This is a genomic window from Saccharospirillaceae bacterium, from assembly GCA_022448365.1.
In the GTDB taxonomy this organism is placed as follows: Bacteria; Pseudomonadota; Gammaproteobacteria; order Pseudomonadales; family Oceanobacteraceae; genus Bacterioplanoides.
In genome coordinates, this window is record JAKVCS010000004.1 from 450396 (window position 1) to 465978 (window position 15583).

The 15583-nt window shown below is 46.4% G+C and carries 15 protein-coding genes and 2 pseudogenes; all 17 read left to right on the top strand.

Annotated elements, in window-relative coordinates:
- Positions 1-2: 2 nt before the first annotated feature.
- The 17 genes and pseudogenes from MK185_13205 to fliQ all read left to right on the top strand — a co-directional run bounded on the left by MK185_13205 (position 3) and on the right by fliQ (position 15580).
- Positions 3-2111 (top strand): chemotaxis protein CheA, encoded by a 2109-nt coding sequence (locus MK185_13205; protein MCH2041583.1) that lies wholly within the window; start codon positions 3-5, stop codon positions 2109-2111.
- Between the two features lie 10 nt (positions 2112-2121).
- Positions 2122-2628: a chemotaxis protein CheW gene (locus MK185_13210; GenBank protein ID MCH2041584.1), complete on the top strand. Its 507-nt coding sequence runs from the start codon at positions 2122-2124 to the stop codon at positions 2626-2628.
- 193 nt (positions 2629-2821) lie between these two features.
- Positions 2822-4465: pseudogene (locus MK185_13215) on the top strand (PAS domain-containing protein).
- Between the two features lie 285 nt (positions 4466-4750).
- A pseudogene (locus MK185_13220) lies at positions 4751-5254 on the top strand (methyl-accepting chemotaxis protein).
- Positions 5255-5436: 182 nt separating this feature from the next.
- The gene (locus tag MK185_13225; GenBank protein MCH2041585.1) at positions 5437-6309 is read left to right on the top strand and encodes a protein-glutamate O-methyltransferase; all 873 of its coding nucleotides are present in this window, start codon (positions 5437-5439) and stop codon (positions 6307-6309) included.
- Positions 6306-6959: a chemoreceptor glutamine deamidase CheD gene (cheD, locus tag MK185_13230; GenBank protein ID MCH2041586.1), complete on the top strand. Its 654-nt coding sequence runs from the start codon at positions 6306-6308 to the stop codon at positions 6957-6959. Before MK185_13225 ends, cheD begins: the two co-directional genes overlap by 4 nt.
- Positions 6960-6966: 7 nt before the next feature.
- Complete coding sequence (locus tag MK185_13235; GenBank protein MCH2041587.1) at positions 6967-8004, top strand: chemotaxis response regulator protein-glutamate methylesterase; 1038 nt, start codon at positions 6967-6969, stop codon at positions 8002-8004.
- 57 nt (positions 8005-8061) lie between these two features.
- On the top strand, positions 8062-8367 hold the full coding sequence (locus tag MK185_13240) for an STAS domain-containing protein (protein MCH2041588.1): 306 nt from the start codon (positions 8062-8064) through the stop codon (positions 8365-8367).
- A 13-nt stretch (positions 8368-8380) separates the two neighbouring features.
- On the top strand, positions 8381-10081 hold the full coding sequence (locus tag MK185_13245) for a SpoIIE family protein phosphatase (GenBank protein MCH2041589.1): 1701 nt from the start codon (positions 8381-8383) through the stop codon (positions 10079-10081).
- A 12-nt stretch (positions 10082-10093) separates the two neighbouring features.
- Positions 10094-10438 carry an Hpt domain-containing protein gene (locus MK185_13250; GenBank protein MCH2041590.1) on the top strand — a complete coding sequence of 115 codons (345 nt, stop codon included), beginning with the start codon at positions 10094-10096 and terminating at the stop codon, positions 10436-10438.
- A 143-nt stretch (positions 10439-10581) separates the two neighbouring features.
- Complete coding sequence (locus MK185_13255; GenBank protein ID MCH2041591.1) at positions 10582-11769, top strand: flagellar hook-length control protein FliK; 1188 nt, start codon at positions 10582-10584, stop codon at positions 11767-11769.
- 267 nt (positions 11770-12036) lie between these two features.
- Positions 12037-12579, top strand: coding sequence for a flagellar basal body-associated FliL family protein (locus MK185_13260; GenBank protein ID MCH2041592.1), 543 nt, complete (start codon positions 12037-12039; stop codon positions 12577-12579).
- Positions 12580-12588: 9 nt separating this feature from the next.
- On the top strand, positions 12589-13557 hold the full coding sequence (gene fliM, locus MK185_13265) for a flagellar motor switch protein FliM (protein MCH2041593.1): 969 nt from the start codon (positions 12589-12591) through the stop codon (positions 13555-13557).
- A gap of 11 nt (positions 13558-13568) precedes the next feature.
- Positions 13569-14120: a flagellar motor switch protein FliN gene (fliN, locus tag MK185_13270; protein ID MCH2041594.1), complete on the top strand. Its 552-nt coding sequence runs from the start codon at positions 13569-13571 to the stop codon at positions 14118-14120.
- A 34-nt stretch (positions 14121-14154) separates the two neighbouring features.
- Positions 14155-14529: a flagellar biosynthetic protein FliO gene (gene fliO, locus MK185_13275; protein ID MCH2041595.1), complete on the top strand. Its 375-nt coding sequence runs from the start codon at positions 14155-14157 to the stop codon at positions 14527-14529.
- Positions 14526-15296 (top strand): flagellar type III secretion system pore protein FliP, encoded by a 771-nt coding sequence (fliP, locus tag MK185_13280; protein MCH2041596.1) that lies wholly within the window; start codon positions 14526-14528, stop codon positions 15294-15296. The genes fliO and fliP overlap by 4 nt, the downstream gene beginning before the upstream one ends.
- 14 nt (positions 15297-15310) lie before the next feature.
- A complete protein-coding gene (fliQ, locus tag MK185_13285) occupies positions 15311-15580 on the top strand; it encodes a flagellar biosynthesis protein FliQ (protein MCH2041597.1) in 270 nt (89 codons plus the stop codon).
- The last annotated feature ends 3 nt before the right edge of the window (positions 15581-15583 follow it).

The following is a 15583-nucleotide window of genomic DNA, read 5'->3' on the forward strand; positions in this document are numbered from 1 at the left end:
TTATGAGTGTTGATCTTTCACAGTTTCATCAGGTCTTTTTCGAAGAAAGCTTTGAAGGTCTTGATGTCATGGAGAGCCAGCTGCTTGAACTGCAGCCAGGTGATGTAGACAGTGAAACGGTCAATACAATCTTCCGTGCTGCCCATTCGATTAAAGGCGGTGCCGGTACTTTCGGTTTTTTACAGATATCCGAGTTCACTCATGTGGTAGAAACACTGCTGGATGAAATTCGCGCTGGGCAGCGTTCGATGGAGCAGCGATACGTTGAGTTATTCTTGTTGTCTGTTGATTGCCTGCGTTCAATGCTAACCACCCTGCAAACGGGTGAAGAAGCCGAGATGACTCGCGCTGATGAATTGAAAGCGAGTTTCGAGGTCATTCTTAACGGTGATTCTGCAACCGTTGAAAATATGGCGATAACCACATCAGAGAACGATCAAAACGACACTGGTTGGCATATTCGTTTTAAAAGTGATGTGGATATTTTACGGACTGGTAATGAGCCATTCCGAATGTTCCGCGAGTTGGCTGAAATTGTGGGTGAAGAGTATCTCGAAGTTACTCCGGATTTTTCGACGTTACCAGAATTCACCAGTCTTAATCCGGAAGCGTGCTATCTGAACTGGGATATTTACGTTCGTAAAAGTGTGACGAAGCCGGAGATTTCCTGCGTATTCGAATGGGTCGAAGACGAATGTGAGATAGAGTACATTCCGCTCATCTCCGAAGCATCACAGCCTGATCAACCATCACAGGCTATCGACAATGTGAGCCCCTCATCTGATGACACCCATACCAATGCTGTAGCCGCAAGTACGGCTTTACCGGACGAACAGAAGTCAGCCGCTGATCCGAACCTGAAACCAGAGACAATAAAATCGCCGCAGAAGAATGCCATAAAAGCTGCAGAAAATTCATCGATTCGAGTATCAATCGATAAAGTCGATAGTCTGATCAATATGGTCGGAGAGCTGGTCATTACGCAGTCCATGTTAGGTCAGCTTGGTACTGATTTTGACCTGAGTCGCCTGGCGAAGCTACAGGAGGGGTTGTCGCAGTTAGAGCAGAATACCCGGGAGCTGCAGGAAAGTGTGATGAAAATTCGCATGATGCCAATCAGCTTTGCCTTTAGTCGCTTTCCACGCCTCGTTCGGGATATGGGAAAACAGTTAGGTAAGAAGATTAATCTCGTCATGCTGGGCGAAAGTACCGAGCTTGATAAAACGGTGATGGAAAAAATTGGTGATCCCCTGATCCATCTCGTCCGTAATTCTATTGATCACGGACTGGAAACAACGGAATCGCGTTTGGCTGCTGGTAAGTCAGAGCAAGGCACAATCACTCTGAATGCATTTCACCAGGGTGGAAATATTGTTATCGAAGTTAAAGATGATGGATCAGGTCTGAATGAAGAGAAAATCCGTCAAAAAGCCATTGCCAACGGGCTTATTCAGGAATCCGAGCCAATGACTCCGGAAGAAGTTCATAACTTGATCTTTCTACCCGGGTTCTCGACCGCAGAGACGGTTAGTGATATTTCTGGTCGTGGCGTGGGTATGGATGTTGTACGACGAAATATCAACGAACTAAATGGCAGTATTGATGTATTCTCGAAACCCGGTGTTGGTTCAACATTCACCATTCGGCTGCCTTTGACGTTGGCGATTCTTGATGGTCAGCTCGTTCGTGTTGCCAACGAAACCTACATTTTTCCTCTGGTATCGATTGTTGAATCTATTCAGTTAGAAAACAAAGCATTGAACAATATCACGGGTAGCCAGCAGGTTATGCAGTTGCGTGATGATTATATTCCGATTATTCGTCTTGATGAAGTATTTAATCTACAACGCGATTTCGAAGAATCTGGCGAAACTATGTTGGTCATCGTTGAGGCCGATAACGAGAAAATTGGCCTGGTGGTTGATGATTTATTAGGCCAGCAGCAGGTTGTTATTAAAAGTCTGGAACAGAATTATCAGAAGGTTTCCGGTATTTCAGGTGCAACGATTCTTGGAGACGGAACGGTCGCTTTAATTATTGATACCTCCAGTATTGGCAAACGTATTGACCCACTTGCTCAAAGCAAGAAAACATCCGAGCAAGCGGCTTAAGGAATTCGATATGGCAGCAATAAATGAAGTGAGTGTGAGTGAATCTGATGCCGAGCACCAGTATCTGACGTTTATAATGGCGGGTGAGGAATATGGTGTTGATATTCTTGCTGTCCAGGAAATTCGTGGCTGGGAAGACTCCACCTTTATCCCGAATGCGCCTGCTTATATCAAAGGTGTCATTAATCTTCGGGGGACGATTGTTCCCATTATGGATTTGCGTACACGTTTTGGTCTAGAGGATGTTCAATATAGTCCACTTACTGTTGTCACTATTTTGAAATTTGAATCAGATCAGGGAGAACGTGTTATGGGAATTGTTGTTGATGCAGTTTCAGATGTGTACACCATTTCGGACGACGAGACTCGTAGAACCCCGGAACTGACAGAAGATAAGAACTCAGCATTTATTAAGGGTCTGGTTAATGTAGACGATAAAATGATCATCCTCCTGGATGTGGAGTCCTTACTCAGTTTTGAACAAAAAACGCTGACTAAACTCGTTGCAGCTCAGTAACTCAAGTCATGATTATCAGGAATTATACTGTTTTCGCTGACTGAAGCGATGCAGATACTCAAAGGGTATTGCTATGAATATTTTAAAAAATTTCTTCGCTGACGAACAAACAGAAAAAGACAGTGTTTTATTACGCGAGCTGAAGGCGAAGGTGGAAGCTCTGGACAAGAGTCAGGCTGTCATTGAGTTTAATATGGATGGCACCATTATTACTGCCAACGGTAATTTCCTGGCAGCGATGGGGTATGGTCTTGATGAAATTGTGGGCCAGCATCATCGAATGTTCGTTTCGCCAGAACTTGCCGTGAGTGCTGAGTATCGTGAATTCTGGGAGCGTTTGGGTCAGGGTGAATTTCAGTCTGCTGAATTTCCACGCGTTGCTAAAAATGGTGCAAATATCTGGATACAGGCTTCCTATAATCCGATTATGGACGAGCATGGTCGTCCATACAAGGTGGTCAAATACGCAACTGATATTACCGAGCAGAAGCAAAAAAGTGCGGATTATGAAGGACAGTTAAATGCCATAAGTAAAGCTCAGGCAGTTATCGAATTTAATCTCGATGGTACTATTATCAATGCCAACGATAATTTTCTCGCGGTAACCGGTTACCGCCTGGAGGAAATTCAAGGTCAGCATCATCGCATGTTTGTTGATCCGGATTATGCATCGTCAGTCGATTATCGAAATTTCTGGGATCGTCTGAGTCATGGTGAATACGATTCCGGTGAATACCAGCGTTTTGGCAAAACCGGAGAAGAGGTTTGGATTCAGGCATCGTATAACCCGATTTATGATGTTACCGGTAAGCCATTCAAGGTTGTGAAATACGCAACGGATATTACTGAGCAGCGCAAACAGGCCATTATAAATGCGCGTAATGCAGACATCGCCAATGCCTTGGATGTGTGTCAGGCGAATGTCATGTTAGCCAACAGTAATATGGAGATTACGTATATTAACGAATGCCTGCGAGCAGCCTTATCGCACCGCCAGGATGATATTCGTAAAGACCTGGCGTCGTTTGACGTAGAAAAACTGATTGGTAGCAGCATAGAACAGTTCCATCAGGAATCATCGCATCAAAACAGGATGATTGGCGATTACAAAGAACCGTATCGCACCCGTTTGACGTTCGGAGGCGCTACTTTCTCCCTAACAGCAACGCCTTGGTCAAATTCGTCTGGTGAACGTATTGGCACCATTGTTGAGTGGCAGGATCTGACTGATGAATTGGCTCGCTTATCCGAAGAGAAGGTACTTGCAGATGCAAACGCTCGGGTTAAGCAAGCACTGGATGTTGTATCTACCAATGCCATGATTGCTGACCCCGATTTTAATATCATCTACATGAACGCAGCAGTAAAAGAAATGATGAGTAATGCTGAGGCGGACATTCGCAGTGATATACCTGGGTTTAATGCCAGTCAGTTAGATGGCCAGAACATTGATATATTTCATAAAAATCCAGCCCATCAACGACACATGGTTAAGGCTCTCGAAAGCGAGTATCGTACCGAGATAAAAGTGGGTGGTCGAACGTTTAGCTTAATTGCAAACCCGATCTTTAATGAAAGCAAAGATCGTATCGGAACCATTGTGGAATGGAAGGACCGTACTGCAGAGGTTTCAGCTGAACAGGAAATAGACCAGATTGTAGAAGCTGCAACAATGGGTGATTTATCCCGCCGTATTGCAATGGAGGGTAAAGACGGCTTCTTCCTGAAATTAGCCGATGGCCTGAATAAATTGCTCACCATTTCAGACAGTGTGGTGTCCGATACCATTCGTGTATTCGACGCACTGGCACACGGTAACCTGACACGAAAAATTGAAGAAGATTATCAGGGAGCGTTTGATAAGCTCAAGCAAGATGCCAATACCACCGTTGATCGCCTGACCGATATTATTACCCGCATTCGTGAAGCTGCCTCGACGGTATCGACCGGAGCCAGTGAAATTGCCCAGGGCAATGCTGATTTAAGTAAACGTACCGAGTCTCAGGCTTCCAGTCTGGAGGAAACGGCCTCCAGCATGGAAGAGATGACCAGTGCAGTAAAACAAACCAGTGATAATTCAGTTCACGCTAATGAGCTGGCGGCATCTGCGAAGCAAAAAGCGCAATCAGGTGGCGACGTTGTCAGTAAGGCAGTCAACGCCATGGAAGAAATAAACCATTCCAGCAAGAAAATCGCCGACATTATTAGTGTAATTGATGAAATTGCTTTCCAAACCAATTTACTTGCTCTGAATGCAGCGGTTGAAGCAGCCCGAGCAGGCGAGCAAGGTCGAGGGTTCGCTGTGGTTGCCGGCGAAGTCCGAAATCTGGCACAACGCTCGGCAGGTGCGGCGAAAGAAATTAAAGATCTGATTCGTGACAGTGTTGATAAGGTGGATGCAGGCACATCGCTGGTTAATGAATCGGGTAAAACATTGAACGAAATCATTCACTCTGTTGATCGTGTTTCTGACATGATTCAGGAAATCAGCACCGCTGCCCGCGAGCAATCTTCGGGAATTGAGCAAGTGAACAGTGCGGTCGCACAAATGGATGAAATGACGCAACAGAATGCTGCGTTGGTTGAGGAAGCATCAGCGGCTGGTGAAGCAATGGCTGAGCAATCTCAGTCGATGATGCAGATGATGGAGTTCTTTTCACTTGATGCTCATACGAATATAACATCAATCAACAATGCTTCTCCTGTGAAGTCCCGAGAGTCGTCATTATCAGCGGCTGTTAATGCCGGTTTTAATCCAACACGTAATGCCAGTCAGGGAGGACTATCTTTTAGTCAGGAAGATAGCGAATGGGCAGAATTTTAACGGTGAGCACTGTTTATGATGAACAGCAACGTAATAATGACCGTGAATTCAGGATGACCACTGCTGACTTCGATCGAATTTCGAAGTTAGCACTGCAATACAGCGGCATTGTTCTGGCCCGCCACAAACGTAATATGGTGTACAGCCGTATCGCTCGTCGTGTCAGAGCACTGAAATTAGACTGCTTTTCCGATTACCTGAATTATCTGGAGTGTAATCACGCTGTTGAGGCATCGGAATTCATTAATGCTCTGACGACTAACCTAACATCATTTTTCCGGGAAAATCATCATTTTAATTTTCTAAAAGAAGAGCTATTTCCAAAACTGGCCATCATCAATCAGAGCAGTAGAAAACTACGGATTTGGTCGGCCGGTTGCTCGATCGGACAAGAGGCTTATTCAATAGCGATGATGTTAAAGGAGTCTGTATTCCCATTAAGTTGGGATGTGAAAATACTGGCAACCGATTTGGACTCTAACGTCATTGAAGCCGGTCGAGATGCCGTTTATCCATCAGAACACATCGATGGTATTGACAGTGAAATTGTCAAAAAATACTTTAATCGAAGTAATGATGGACAGTCTGTTCAGGTGAAAGACGCACTCAGAAAGATGGTTTTTTTTAAGCGTCTTAATTTGCTCGAAGAGTGGCCTATGACAGGACCTTTCGACGTTATCTTTTGTCGAAACGTCGTTATCTACTTTAACAAAGAAACACAGAATATTTTATTTGATCGATACGCCGATATGCTACCTATTGGTGGTCACCTTATCATCGGTCACTCAGAGAATATCAATGGTGTTACGGACAGATTCGAAAATTTGGGTAATACCATTTACCGGAAGAAAAGATGAATGTTTCTGAAGCTAAACGCGCTGTTCAGCCTCCGGCAGGCTCGGGTTTTGAGCATGTCAATCGTTACTGGGACCCCGTGCATAACGTCTGGGCAGCCAAAATCTTACCTGGCGAATTTTATATCTCTACTCATGGAGAAATGGTTGTTACGGTATTAGGTTCATGTATTGCGGCCTGTATTCGCGATAAGGTTCGGGGCATTGGTGGTATGAATCATTTTATGCTGCCAATGCAAGGCGCGTTTTCTTCTGACATCTGGGGAACTAATTCGAATACACACGCTTCCCGCTACGGCAACTGGGCGATGGAGTATCTGATTAACGAAATTCTCAAGCGTGGTGGTAAACGTGAAAACCTCGAAGTTAAGCTGTTTGGTGGCGGCCAGATGATCGCCTCCATGAGTGATATCGGCCAACGAAATATCCTGTTCGCCTATAATTACTTAGCAAGTGAAGGTTTGCAGGTTGAAGCGTCAGATGTGGGTGATGTATTTGCCCGTAAAGTGCTTTACTTCCCGGATACTGGCAGTGTCAAAGTCAGACGTATTAAGCAGATGAGCAATGATACATTGATTCAACGTGAGACTGAGTATCGTAAAACGGTCTCTCAGCCGAAAGGACCTGCTGGCGGAGGCATAGATTTATTCTGAGTTTGTTATGACCAATAGAATTAAAGTCCTGATTATTGATGATTCAGCCCTGATTCGCCAAATGTTAAAAGAAGTCCTGACTGGTTCAGACGATATCGACGTGGTGGGTACTGCAGCAGACCCCTTTATTGCACGAGAAAAAATAAAACGTTTGAACCCGGATGTATTGACTCTGGACGTTGAAATGCCGCGGATGAGCGGCTTACAGTTTCTCAGCAACCTGATGCGCTTGCGACCAATGCCTGTGGTGATGGTGTCAACCCTGACCGAGGCCGGTGCTCCGGAAACTCTGGAGGCCCTGGAAATTGGTGCTGTCGATTACATCGCCAAGCCAAAAGCCAAAGATGTGGTTGAATTCAGCGATTTCGTCGAGAATCTGTTGGAAAAGGTGCGTATGGCAGCAAAAGCCCGTTTGCGTCCGTACAACCCAGTTCAGAGGACACCAGTACCGACATTAGCCAAAGTTCCCTACAAACGGATGATCTGTATCGGCTCGTCCACCGGGGGAACGGAAGCTATCCGTGAATTACTTGGAGGTTTGCCACAAAACTGTCCGCCAGTTGTGATCACCCAGCATATTCCGGAAGTTTTCAGCGCATCATTTGCAATGCGGCTTGACCGTTCTCTGGCGATGGAAGTACGGGAGGCTGAGGATGGTCTGAAAGTACTGCCAGGACGAGTGATCATTGCTAAGGGTAACACGCACCTGACGTTCAGAAAGCAGGGAGTGCATATCGTCTGTCAGCTGAGCGATACTGAGCGTGTGAATCGCCATAAGCCTGCTGTTGAGGTAATGTTTGACGCGATTGCACAAGTGACCCCGGCTACCAAGTTGGTTGCGGTCATGCTAACCGGAATGGGGGCTGATGGTGCCAAAGCCATGAAGCGGCTCAAAGATGCCGGCGCTCGGTGCTTGGCACAGGATGAAAGCTCATCTGTTGTCTGGGGGATGCCTAAAGCCGCGTATGACCTTGGCGCAGTTGATGAAATGGTGTCGCTATCAAATATTGCGTCAAAAATGCTAAAAGCTGCGCAATTGCCATGACAAATTTCTTCTTTGTGCTAAATATAAATATACATATTACTAATTGGAGGTAACCCGATGACTGTACAGTCTTCTCTGGCGGGTGATGGTCGCGAATTAACGATCAAAATCGATGGTCGCTTTGACTTCAGTGCTCACCAGGAATTTCGTGACGCATATGAGAATGTATCTTCCGGGATATCCTCTTATGTTGTTGATATGGGTGGTACTTCTTACCTAGATAGTTCTGCTCTCGGTATGTTGTTATTGTTGCGCGATCATGCGGGGGGTGATAGTTCCGATGTACAGATCGTGAACTGTAATCAGGATGTGCGTAAGATTCTGACGATCTCAAATTTCGAGCAACTGTTCCGAATCCAGTAAGCGGGACTCTGACATGGACAGTATTAAAATTCTGATTGCGGACGATAATCAGATAGATCGGATGGTGTTATCCCGTATTGTACGTAATCAGGGTCATGAGGTTTATGAGGTTGATAACGGCAAAAAAGCGGTTGAAGCCATCGCAACTTTCGCTCCCGATATCATTTTGCTCGATGTAATGATGCCGGAGATGAATGGCAAGGAAGCCGCACTGGCAATCAAGGCCAGTTGTGGTGAAGATTTTGTTCCGATCATTTTTCTCACATCGCTGACTGATGCCCAAAGCCTCGCAGATTGTCTTGACTCCGGCGGCGATGATTTTCTCAGTAAGCCCTACAACGCTACCATTCTTCAGGCGAAAATAAACTCCTTTTCGCGCATGCGGCAAATGCACAAAACGCTGCAGTCTCAGCGCGATATGATTGTTAACAACAACGAACATTTACTGCATGAGCAACAGGTTGCCAAAGCGGTATTCGATAATGTCGCTCACGCTGGTTGTTTATCCTCCTCCAATATTCGCTACATGTTGTCGCCTTTATCGATATTTAATGGTGATGTACTGCTGGCCGCTCGTAAGCCAGCGGGTGGAATGCATGTGTTGCTCGGTGATTTCACCGGGCACGGTTTGCCTGCGGCAATCGGAGCTATGCCCTTGGCTGAAATCTTTTATGGTATGAGTGCCAAGGGTTTTGCCGTCCGCGATATTCTGCGTGAAATTAACCTCAAGCTAAAAGGTATCTTACCGGTTGGTTTCTTTTGTTGTGCGGCAGTTGTGGATATCGACCCGGGACGTAAAACACTTAATGTCTGGATGGGGGGGTTACCAGACTGCTATTTGTTGCGTGCCAATGGCGACGTGGACACGCTGTCTTCTACAAATCTACCACTCGGTGTATTGAGTAACGAGCAGTTTAATGACGATCTGATGGAATTTTCCATGGACGATGAAGATCGTTTATTTCTTTGGTCAGATGGTATTCAGGAAGCCAGAAATGCCACTGGAGAGATGTTTGGTGAAGATCGGTTAAGGGCTATTTTTGATGGTTCGGTAACACCCGCAGATGTTTTTGACTCCATTCAGAATAATCTGGCGGAATTTACCCAAGGCAGTGAACGCGATGACGATACCACGCTGATCGAAGTTCAGATGGTCCAGGATTCCGTTATCGAAGATATGAAGGTGCAAATGGACTCCGGTCCGCTTGCAGGACCGATTGATTGGAAAATGGACTATCGGCTTGGTCCCGATACGCTGAAAAATTTCAATCCGCTACCCTTAATGATTCACATTATGATGGAAGTGCCCGGTCTAAGGACAATGGGTGGTCAGCTTTACACCGTTATGTCAGAACTGTTCTCCAACTCTTTCGAGCATGGTGTACTGGGGCTTAATTCGTCACTGAAAGCCGATGCGGATGGCTTCGTTCTGTATTATCAGGAACGAGAAAGTCGCCTTGCTAATTTGCAGGACGGATATATCCAGATTCGGATGGAGCATCAGGGAGATGGACGCTGTGGCAGTCTGACCATTCAGCTGGAAGACAGCGGCAACGGTTTTGATTATTCAGCAATCAGTCAGACTGGTGACAAAAAAAATCGTTATTCTGGTCGTGGCATTCCGTTAATCAGTCAGGTTTGTGAATCATTGAGTTACCACGGTAGAGGCAATATTGTTGAAGCAGTGATACGATGGCCAGCAAAACCAGAATAAGAGGACTGAGCAATGGGATGGCCAGAGCATTTTGATACCGATGCTTTCGATATGTTAAAGGAAGTCATGGACGACGAATTTACGGATTTGCTTCAGGTTTATATTGAAGATTCTGACTCCCGTCTGCCGTTATTACATCAGGCATTGGCTGCTGCTGATGCCATGGCCTTGAGAGAATTGGCGCACAGTTTCAAAGGTGCCAGTAGTAATATTTCTGCCTTAACGCTTGCGGATCTCTGTTTCTCTTTAGAAAGTGCCGCCAAAAACGGAGAATTGTCAGATCTCCATCAGGTTATCTCCGCCATTGAGAAAGAATACGCCATCGTAAAAAATTACCTCCAACCTCTATTGGTCTGACTACAGATTGTTCCTGTTGTTAATTGCCCTTCTCTATAAGCCCCAATTTCGGGGGTTGTTCTTTCTTATAGGTTTCCCAGAAAATTGGCCCGCCCTTTGCTGATTCCAACTTAGATATTAATTCAGCTCTCAATGGAGAAGGCATGAATCAGCCAGACGTTACCCCAGGCCTGTTGTCATTGTTACCGTCTTTTTCCGCGTTACAAGCGCCTGTCAGCCTATCGGAGGAAGCGGCAGAGAGTCAGTTCGGTGATGTACTCAGTGAACTTTTGCCGGTTGAAGGCGTAAGTGAAGAACAACTTCCGAGCGGAGACAGTTTGCCGTTGAGCGGACAAATATTGTCGTCGCCACAAACGAATGTTGAAACACGTTTACCTTCAGAAGGTTTACCGGAGGAGTATCAACCGCAATTACTGCTTGAAAGGATTCGTGAATCGCAGCAAATCAGTGATTCTGTTCTGATCCCTGTTGAGCAGCCCACGGTTGCCAGTGCTGGCCCGGCAATTAACCAACCAGCTTCAGCGTCAGCGCCAAGAAATATTGCTCAATTGGTTTCGCCAGGCGCTGTAAGTAGGCCGGTGTCAGAGCTACCTACAGAGGAGCCATTGTTGCCGCAAGAGATAGATAGCAATGAAGGTGATCCGGTGCAGCAAACTCAGATTGCTAGCCAGACTTCACCAACCGTTGCGACCAAGCCAATTGTTAATCCCATTGATAACGAGCGGTTTGAATCGGCAAAAGTGCATGTTGCCACTGACACGCTGACACAAACCGCCAGCAACGCAACAGACGGCCAGGTGTTGACCCGCAGTGATCAATTCGCCAACAGTGACGATGCTTTGCTGACCGATGCCGAGTTGCAGCAACTGGAGGAGCAGCAACAACAAATTGATGGCAAAGAGCGGCTGGAATTTGGTCGGGATAAACAGCAATGGACCCCTGCCATGGGCAGTCGGATTGTGACTATGGTTGCAGAGAATATTCAACAGGCGGAAATTCATCTCGATCCACCGGAATTAGGATCGTTAGAAATAAAACTTCAGGTGAATCAGGAACAGGCCAGCGTCCAGGTGCAGGTGCAAACGCCACAGGTTAAAGAGGTCCTTGAAGCCAATGCTCAGCGCTTGAAAGATGAGTTGGCGGAGCAAGGTCTTGAGTTGGCCGGGTTTGACGTGTCGCAGCAAGAAAAAGGGCAGGGTGGTGATTCTTCTGATGGGGCATCAGATGATTCTGAGCAAGGCAGCGAACGGTTGACGGATGCTATCGAAGCAGAAAATCAGGAAGCGCTTAACGTCACCCGCCATAATGGTGTGCTCGACGCCTACGCCTGAGCGTCAAAAAATCTCTGAAATTCGGTCAATTCGAAGTTCTTAGCTGAATTGAATGGTTGGTCTGCAACAGATCGTACTTTCAATTCAGTCGACGAGTTTATGTTCAGTTCCCTGACCGCCGTCCACGAATTAACCGGATACTTAACTCAACGGTTATTCCAGAACCTTCTAAACTTAAATCACGCTTATGAAAGAGTATGCCGTTTTTTTGACGAAAAGGGCTGGCATGGCTATTGCAAATTTGACTTACTGCAGGAGATATCTGTTATGGCAGCAGAGCAGGATTTAAAACTGGATGGCGCTGGACAAGAGGAAGCTTCTTCCGGTGGCGGTAAAAAGAAGTTCATCTTGATTATTGTCGCGGTCGTCTTGCTGATCGGACTCGCAGTCGGAACCACGGTATTTTTGATGATCAGTGGTGATGGCGAAGCCGAGGTTGAAGCTTTAGAAGATGCGGTGGTTGAGGAAGTGATTACGGAAGAGCCGGAAAGCCCGGCTCAGTATGTGGTTCTCAAACCTGAATTTGTTGTGAGTTTTCAGGTCGGAACCCGGCAGCGTTTTCTACAAGCCAGCATCGAAGTTATGACACGCCAGCAAGCGATTGTTGATGCGTTGACGTTGCACGAACCGATGATCCGTAATGACATTATCCGGATTATGGGTGAGCAGGATTTTAAACAATTAAGAACAGCAGAAGGCCGCGTCGCTATGCAAAACCAGTTGCTGAAGCATCTGAAAGATATAATGAAGCGTGAAGCCGATACCGACGGTGTCGAAGCTGTTCTCTTTACTAACTTAGTAATGCAGTAGGGTTGATGGGTGCAAGATTTACTGTCGCAAGATGAAATTGATGCACTTCTTCACGGGGTCGATGATGGTGATATCGAGCCTGAGGAGGAGATTGACGAAGCGGGGGTCAAATCCTATGACCTGACCAGCAACGACCGCATTGTGCGCGGTCGTATGCCGACGCTGGAAATGATTAACGAGCGATTTGCGCGTTATACCCGCATCAGTATGTTTAATTTTTTGCGACGCAGTGCGGATGTCGCCTCCGGTGGCGTGCAAATTATGAAGTTTGGTGAATACGTTCACACACTTTATGTACCAACCAGTTTGAATCTGGTGAAAATGCGACCGTTACGAGGCACCGCGTTATTTATCATGGATGCCAAGCTGGTGTTCAAGTTAGTGGATAATTTTTTTGGCGGCGATGGTCGTCATGCAAAAATTGAGGGGCGAGAGTTCACACCTACTGAAGTCCGGGTTGTGCAGTTGGTTCTGAGTCAAATCTTTGCCGATATGATTGAAGCCTGGCAACCGGTAATGGAAGTGGAATTTGAATACGTTGGTTCCGAGGTTAACCCCGCCATGGCCAACATTGTAAGCCCGAGTGAAGTAGTGGTGGTGAGTACCTTTCATATCGAGCTGGATGGTGGTGGTGGCGATTTTCATATGACCATCCCATATTCGATGATCGAACCGATTCGCGAAGTTCTGGATGCCGGTGTTCAGAGTGATATTGATGACATTGATGAACGTTGGACCCAGTCATTACGGGAAGACATTATGGACGCTCCGGTACCCATCCACGGGACTTTGGTTGAGCGCGAAATTACATTGCGTGAAGTAGCCGAGCTGCAGGAGGGAGACATTATCCCGATTGAAATGCCCGACGACTTTACTCTGGAAGCAAACGGTATTCCGGTTTTCCGGGGGAGAATGGGAATATCACATGAAAATCTGGCGGTTAAGATTATCGACCCGCTAAACCACAGGCGGCGCTAGGAGAGACGATTATGGCAGACGAAAATGATCAGGATGTAACGCCGGATAATAATGAGAACCTTGATGCAGATGCTTTAGCCGACTCTGTTGCTCAGGGAGTTGAAGATGCCGCTGATGACGAACAGGCACTGGCTGATGAATGGGCTGCTGCGATGGAGGAGTCGGGCGACGAGGACGAAAGCGTGGATGATGACTGGGCTGCGGCAATGGAAGAAGCCGGAGAAACACCATCGGATGACATCCAGAAAATGCCGCTGGACCCGGTTGTTGATGAGGGCGTTCCCAGAAACCCTGATCCAGATGGTCCGGAACTGGATGTTATTCTCGATATTCCTGTCCGGATTTCGATGGAGGTTGGTGCAACCCAAATACCGATCCGCAATCTGTTACAGCTTAACCAGGGGTCCGTAGTGGAACTGGATCGTTTAGCCGGTGAGCCATTGGACGTGATGGTCAACGGTACTTTAATCGCCCACGGTGAAGTTGTGATGGTGAATGATAAGTTCGGAATTCGATTAACGGATGTGGTGAGTCAGAGTGAACGTATTCAACGCCTGCGTTAAAACAGCCTTATTTTTATTCCCTAGCGTCATTGTGATGGCAGAAGCATCGGATGCTGGGCAGATGGCAGGAGCGTTGGCTGTAGATCCTTTGGCTTCTGCTGGAAAAGTGATTTTATTTCTGGTGTTGGTTGTTGGTCTGATTTTTTTTCTGGCATGGCTTGCCGGAAAAAGTCGGGCGCTACCATTAAACGGTGGCCATGGAGAACAGCTTAAAACATTGGCGGTATTACCCTTAGGTATAAAAGAAAAAGTAGCGGTGGTTCAGGTGGGCGAAAAGCAATTGGTATTAGGCATTACCCCCCAGCAAATTAATTGCTTGGCCGAACTTGATGAACCACTTTCTACCCCAGACACGACGGCACAGGCTCTCTCATTTTCTGACCTGTTGAAAAAAGCGGTGCGTTCATGAATCGTCTGGCGATAAAAATACTGTTTATTTTATTGTCCACACTGACGATTCCTGCAATGGCTGAAGACGAAGGCACTCAGAAGTCTTTTATCGGCATACCGGCGATGGTTTACCAGGCTAATGAATCCGGTGGCGAATATACGATAACCCTCCAGATCCTGGCGATTATGACGGTATTGACGGTGCTTCCGTCGTTACTGATTATGATGACCTCGTTTACCCGTATCATTGTGGTGCTGGCAATTCTCCGCCAGGCTATGGGATTGCAGCAAACCCCATCCAATCAGATCCTCCTGGGGTTAGCTTTGTTTCTGACATTATTTATTATGACTCCGGTATTTCGCGTGATTAATGTCGATGCGGTGCAGCCTTATTTGAATGAGGAGATTACGCCGCTAGAAGCTGCGGAACGAGCCATCAAACCTTTGCATGGCTTTATGTTGTCACAGACCCGTGAAAATGACTTGAATCTTTTTATGCGGCTGAGTGGCGAGACGGATATTGCCTCGTCAGCGGATACGCCCATTCATGTTTTGATTCCGGCTTTTATCACCAGTGAGTTAAAAACGGCATTTCAAATAGGTTTTTTGATTTTTATTCCTTTTCTCATCATTGATCTTGTCGTAGCAAGTATCCTGATGGCGATGGGTATGATGATGCTGTCCCCAATCATTATTTCTTTGCCATTTAAAATTATGTTGTTTGTATTGATCGATGGCTGGGCACTGATTATGGGGACCCTTGCCAATAGTTTTGGTACGGTCTGACGAGGGGAATAAGGATGACACCAGCAGAAATCGGCGATCTTTTCACTCATGCGCTTTACATCGTACTGGTCATCGTTGGTGCCATGATTGTGCCCAGTCTGATTGTCGGTCTGATGGTCAGTACCTTTCAGGCGGCAACGCAGATTAATGAGCAAACGTTGAGCTTTCTTCCACGTCTTGTCGTTACCTTACTAGCAATTATTGCCTTTGGTCCCTGGGCTGTAGCAACGGTGTTGGATTTCACTCGCCAGATTTATATGAATATTCCGTTCATTATCGGTTGAGCC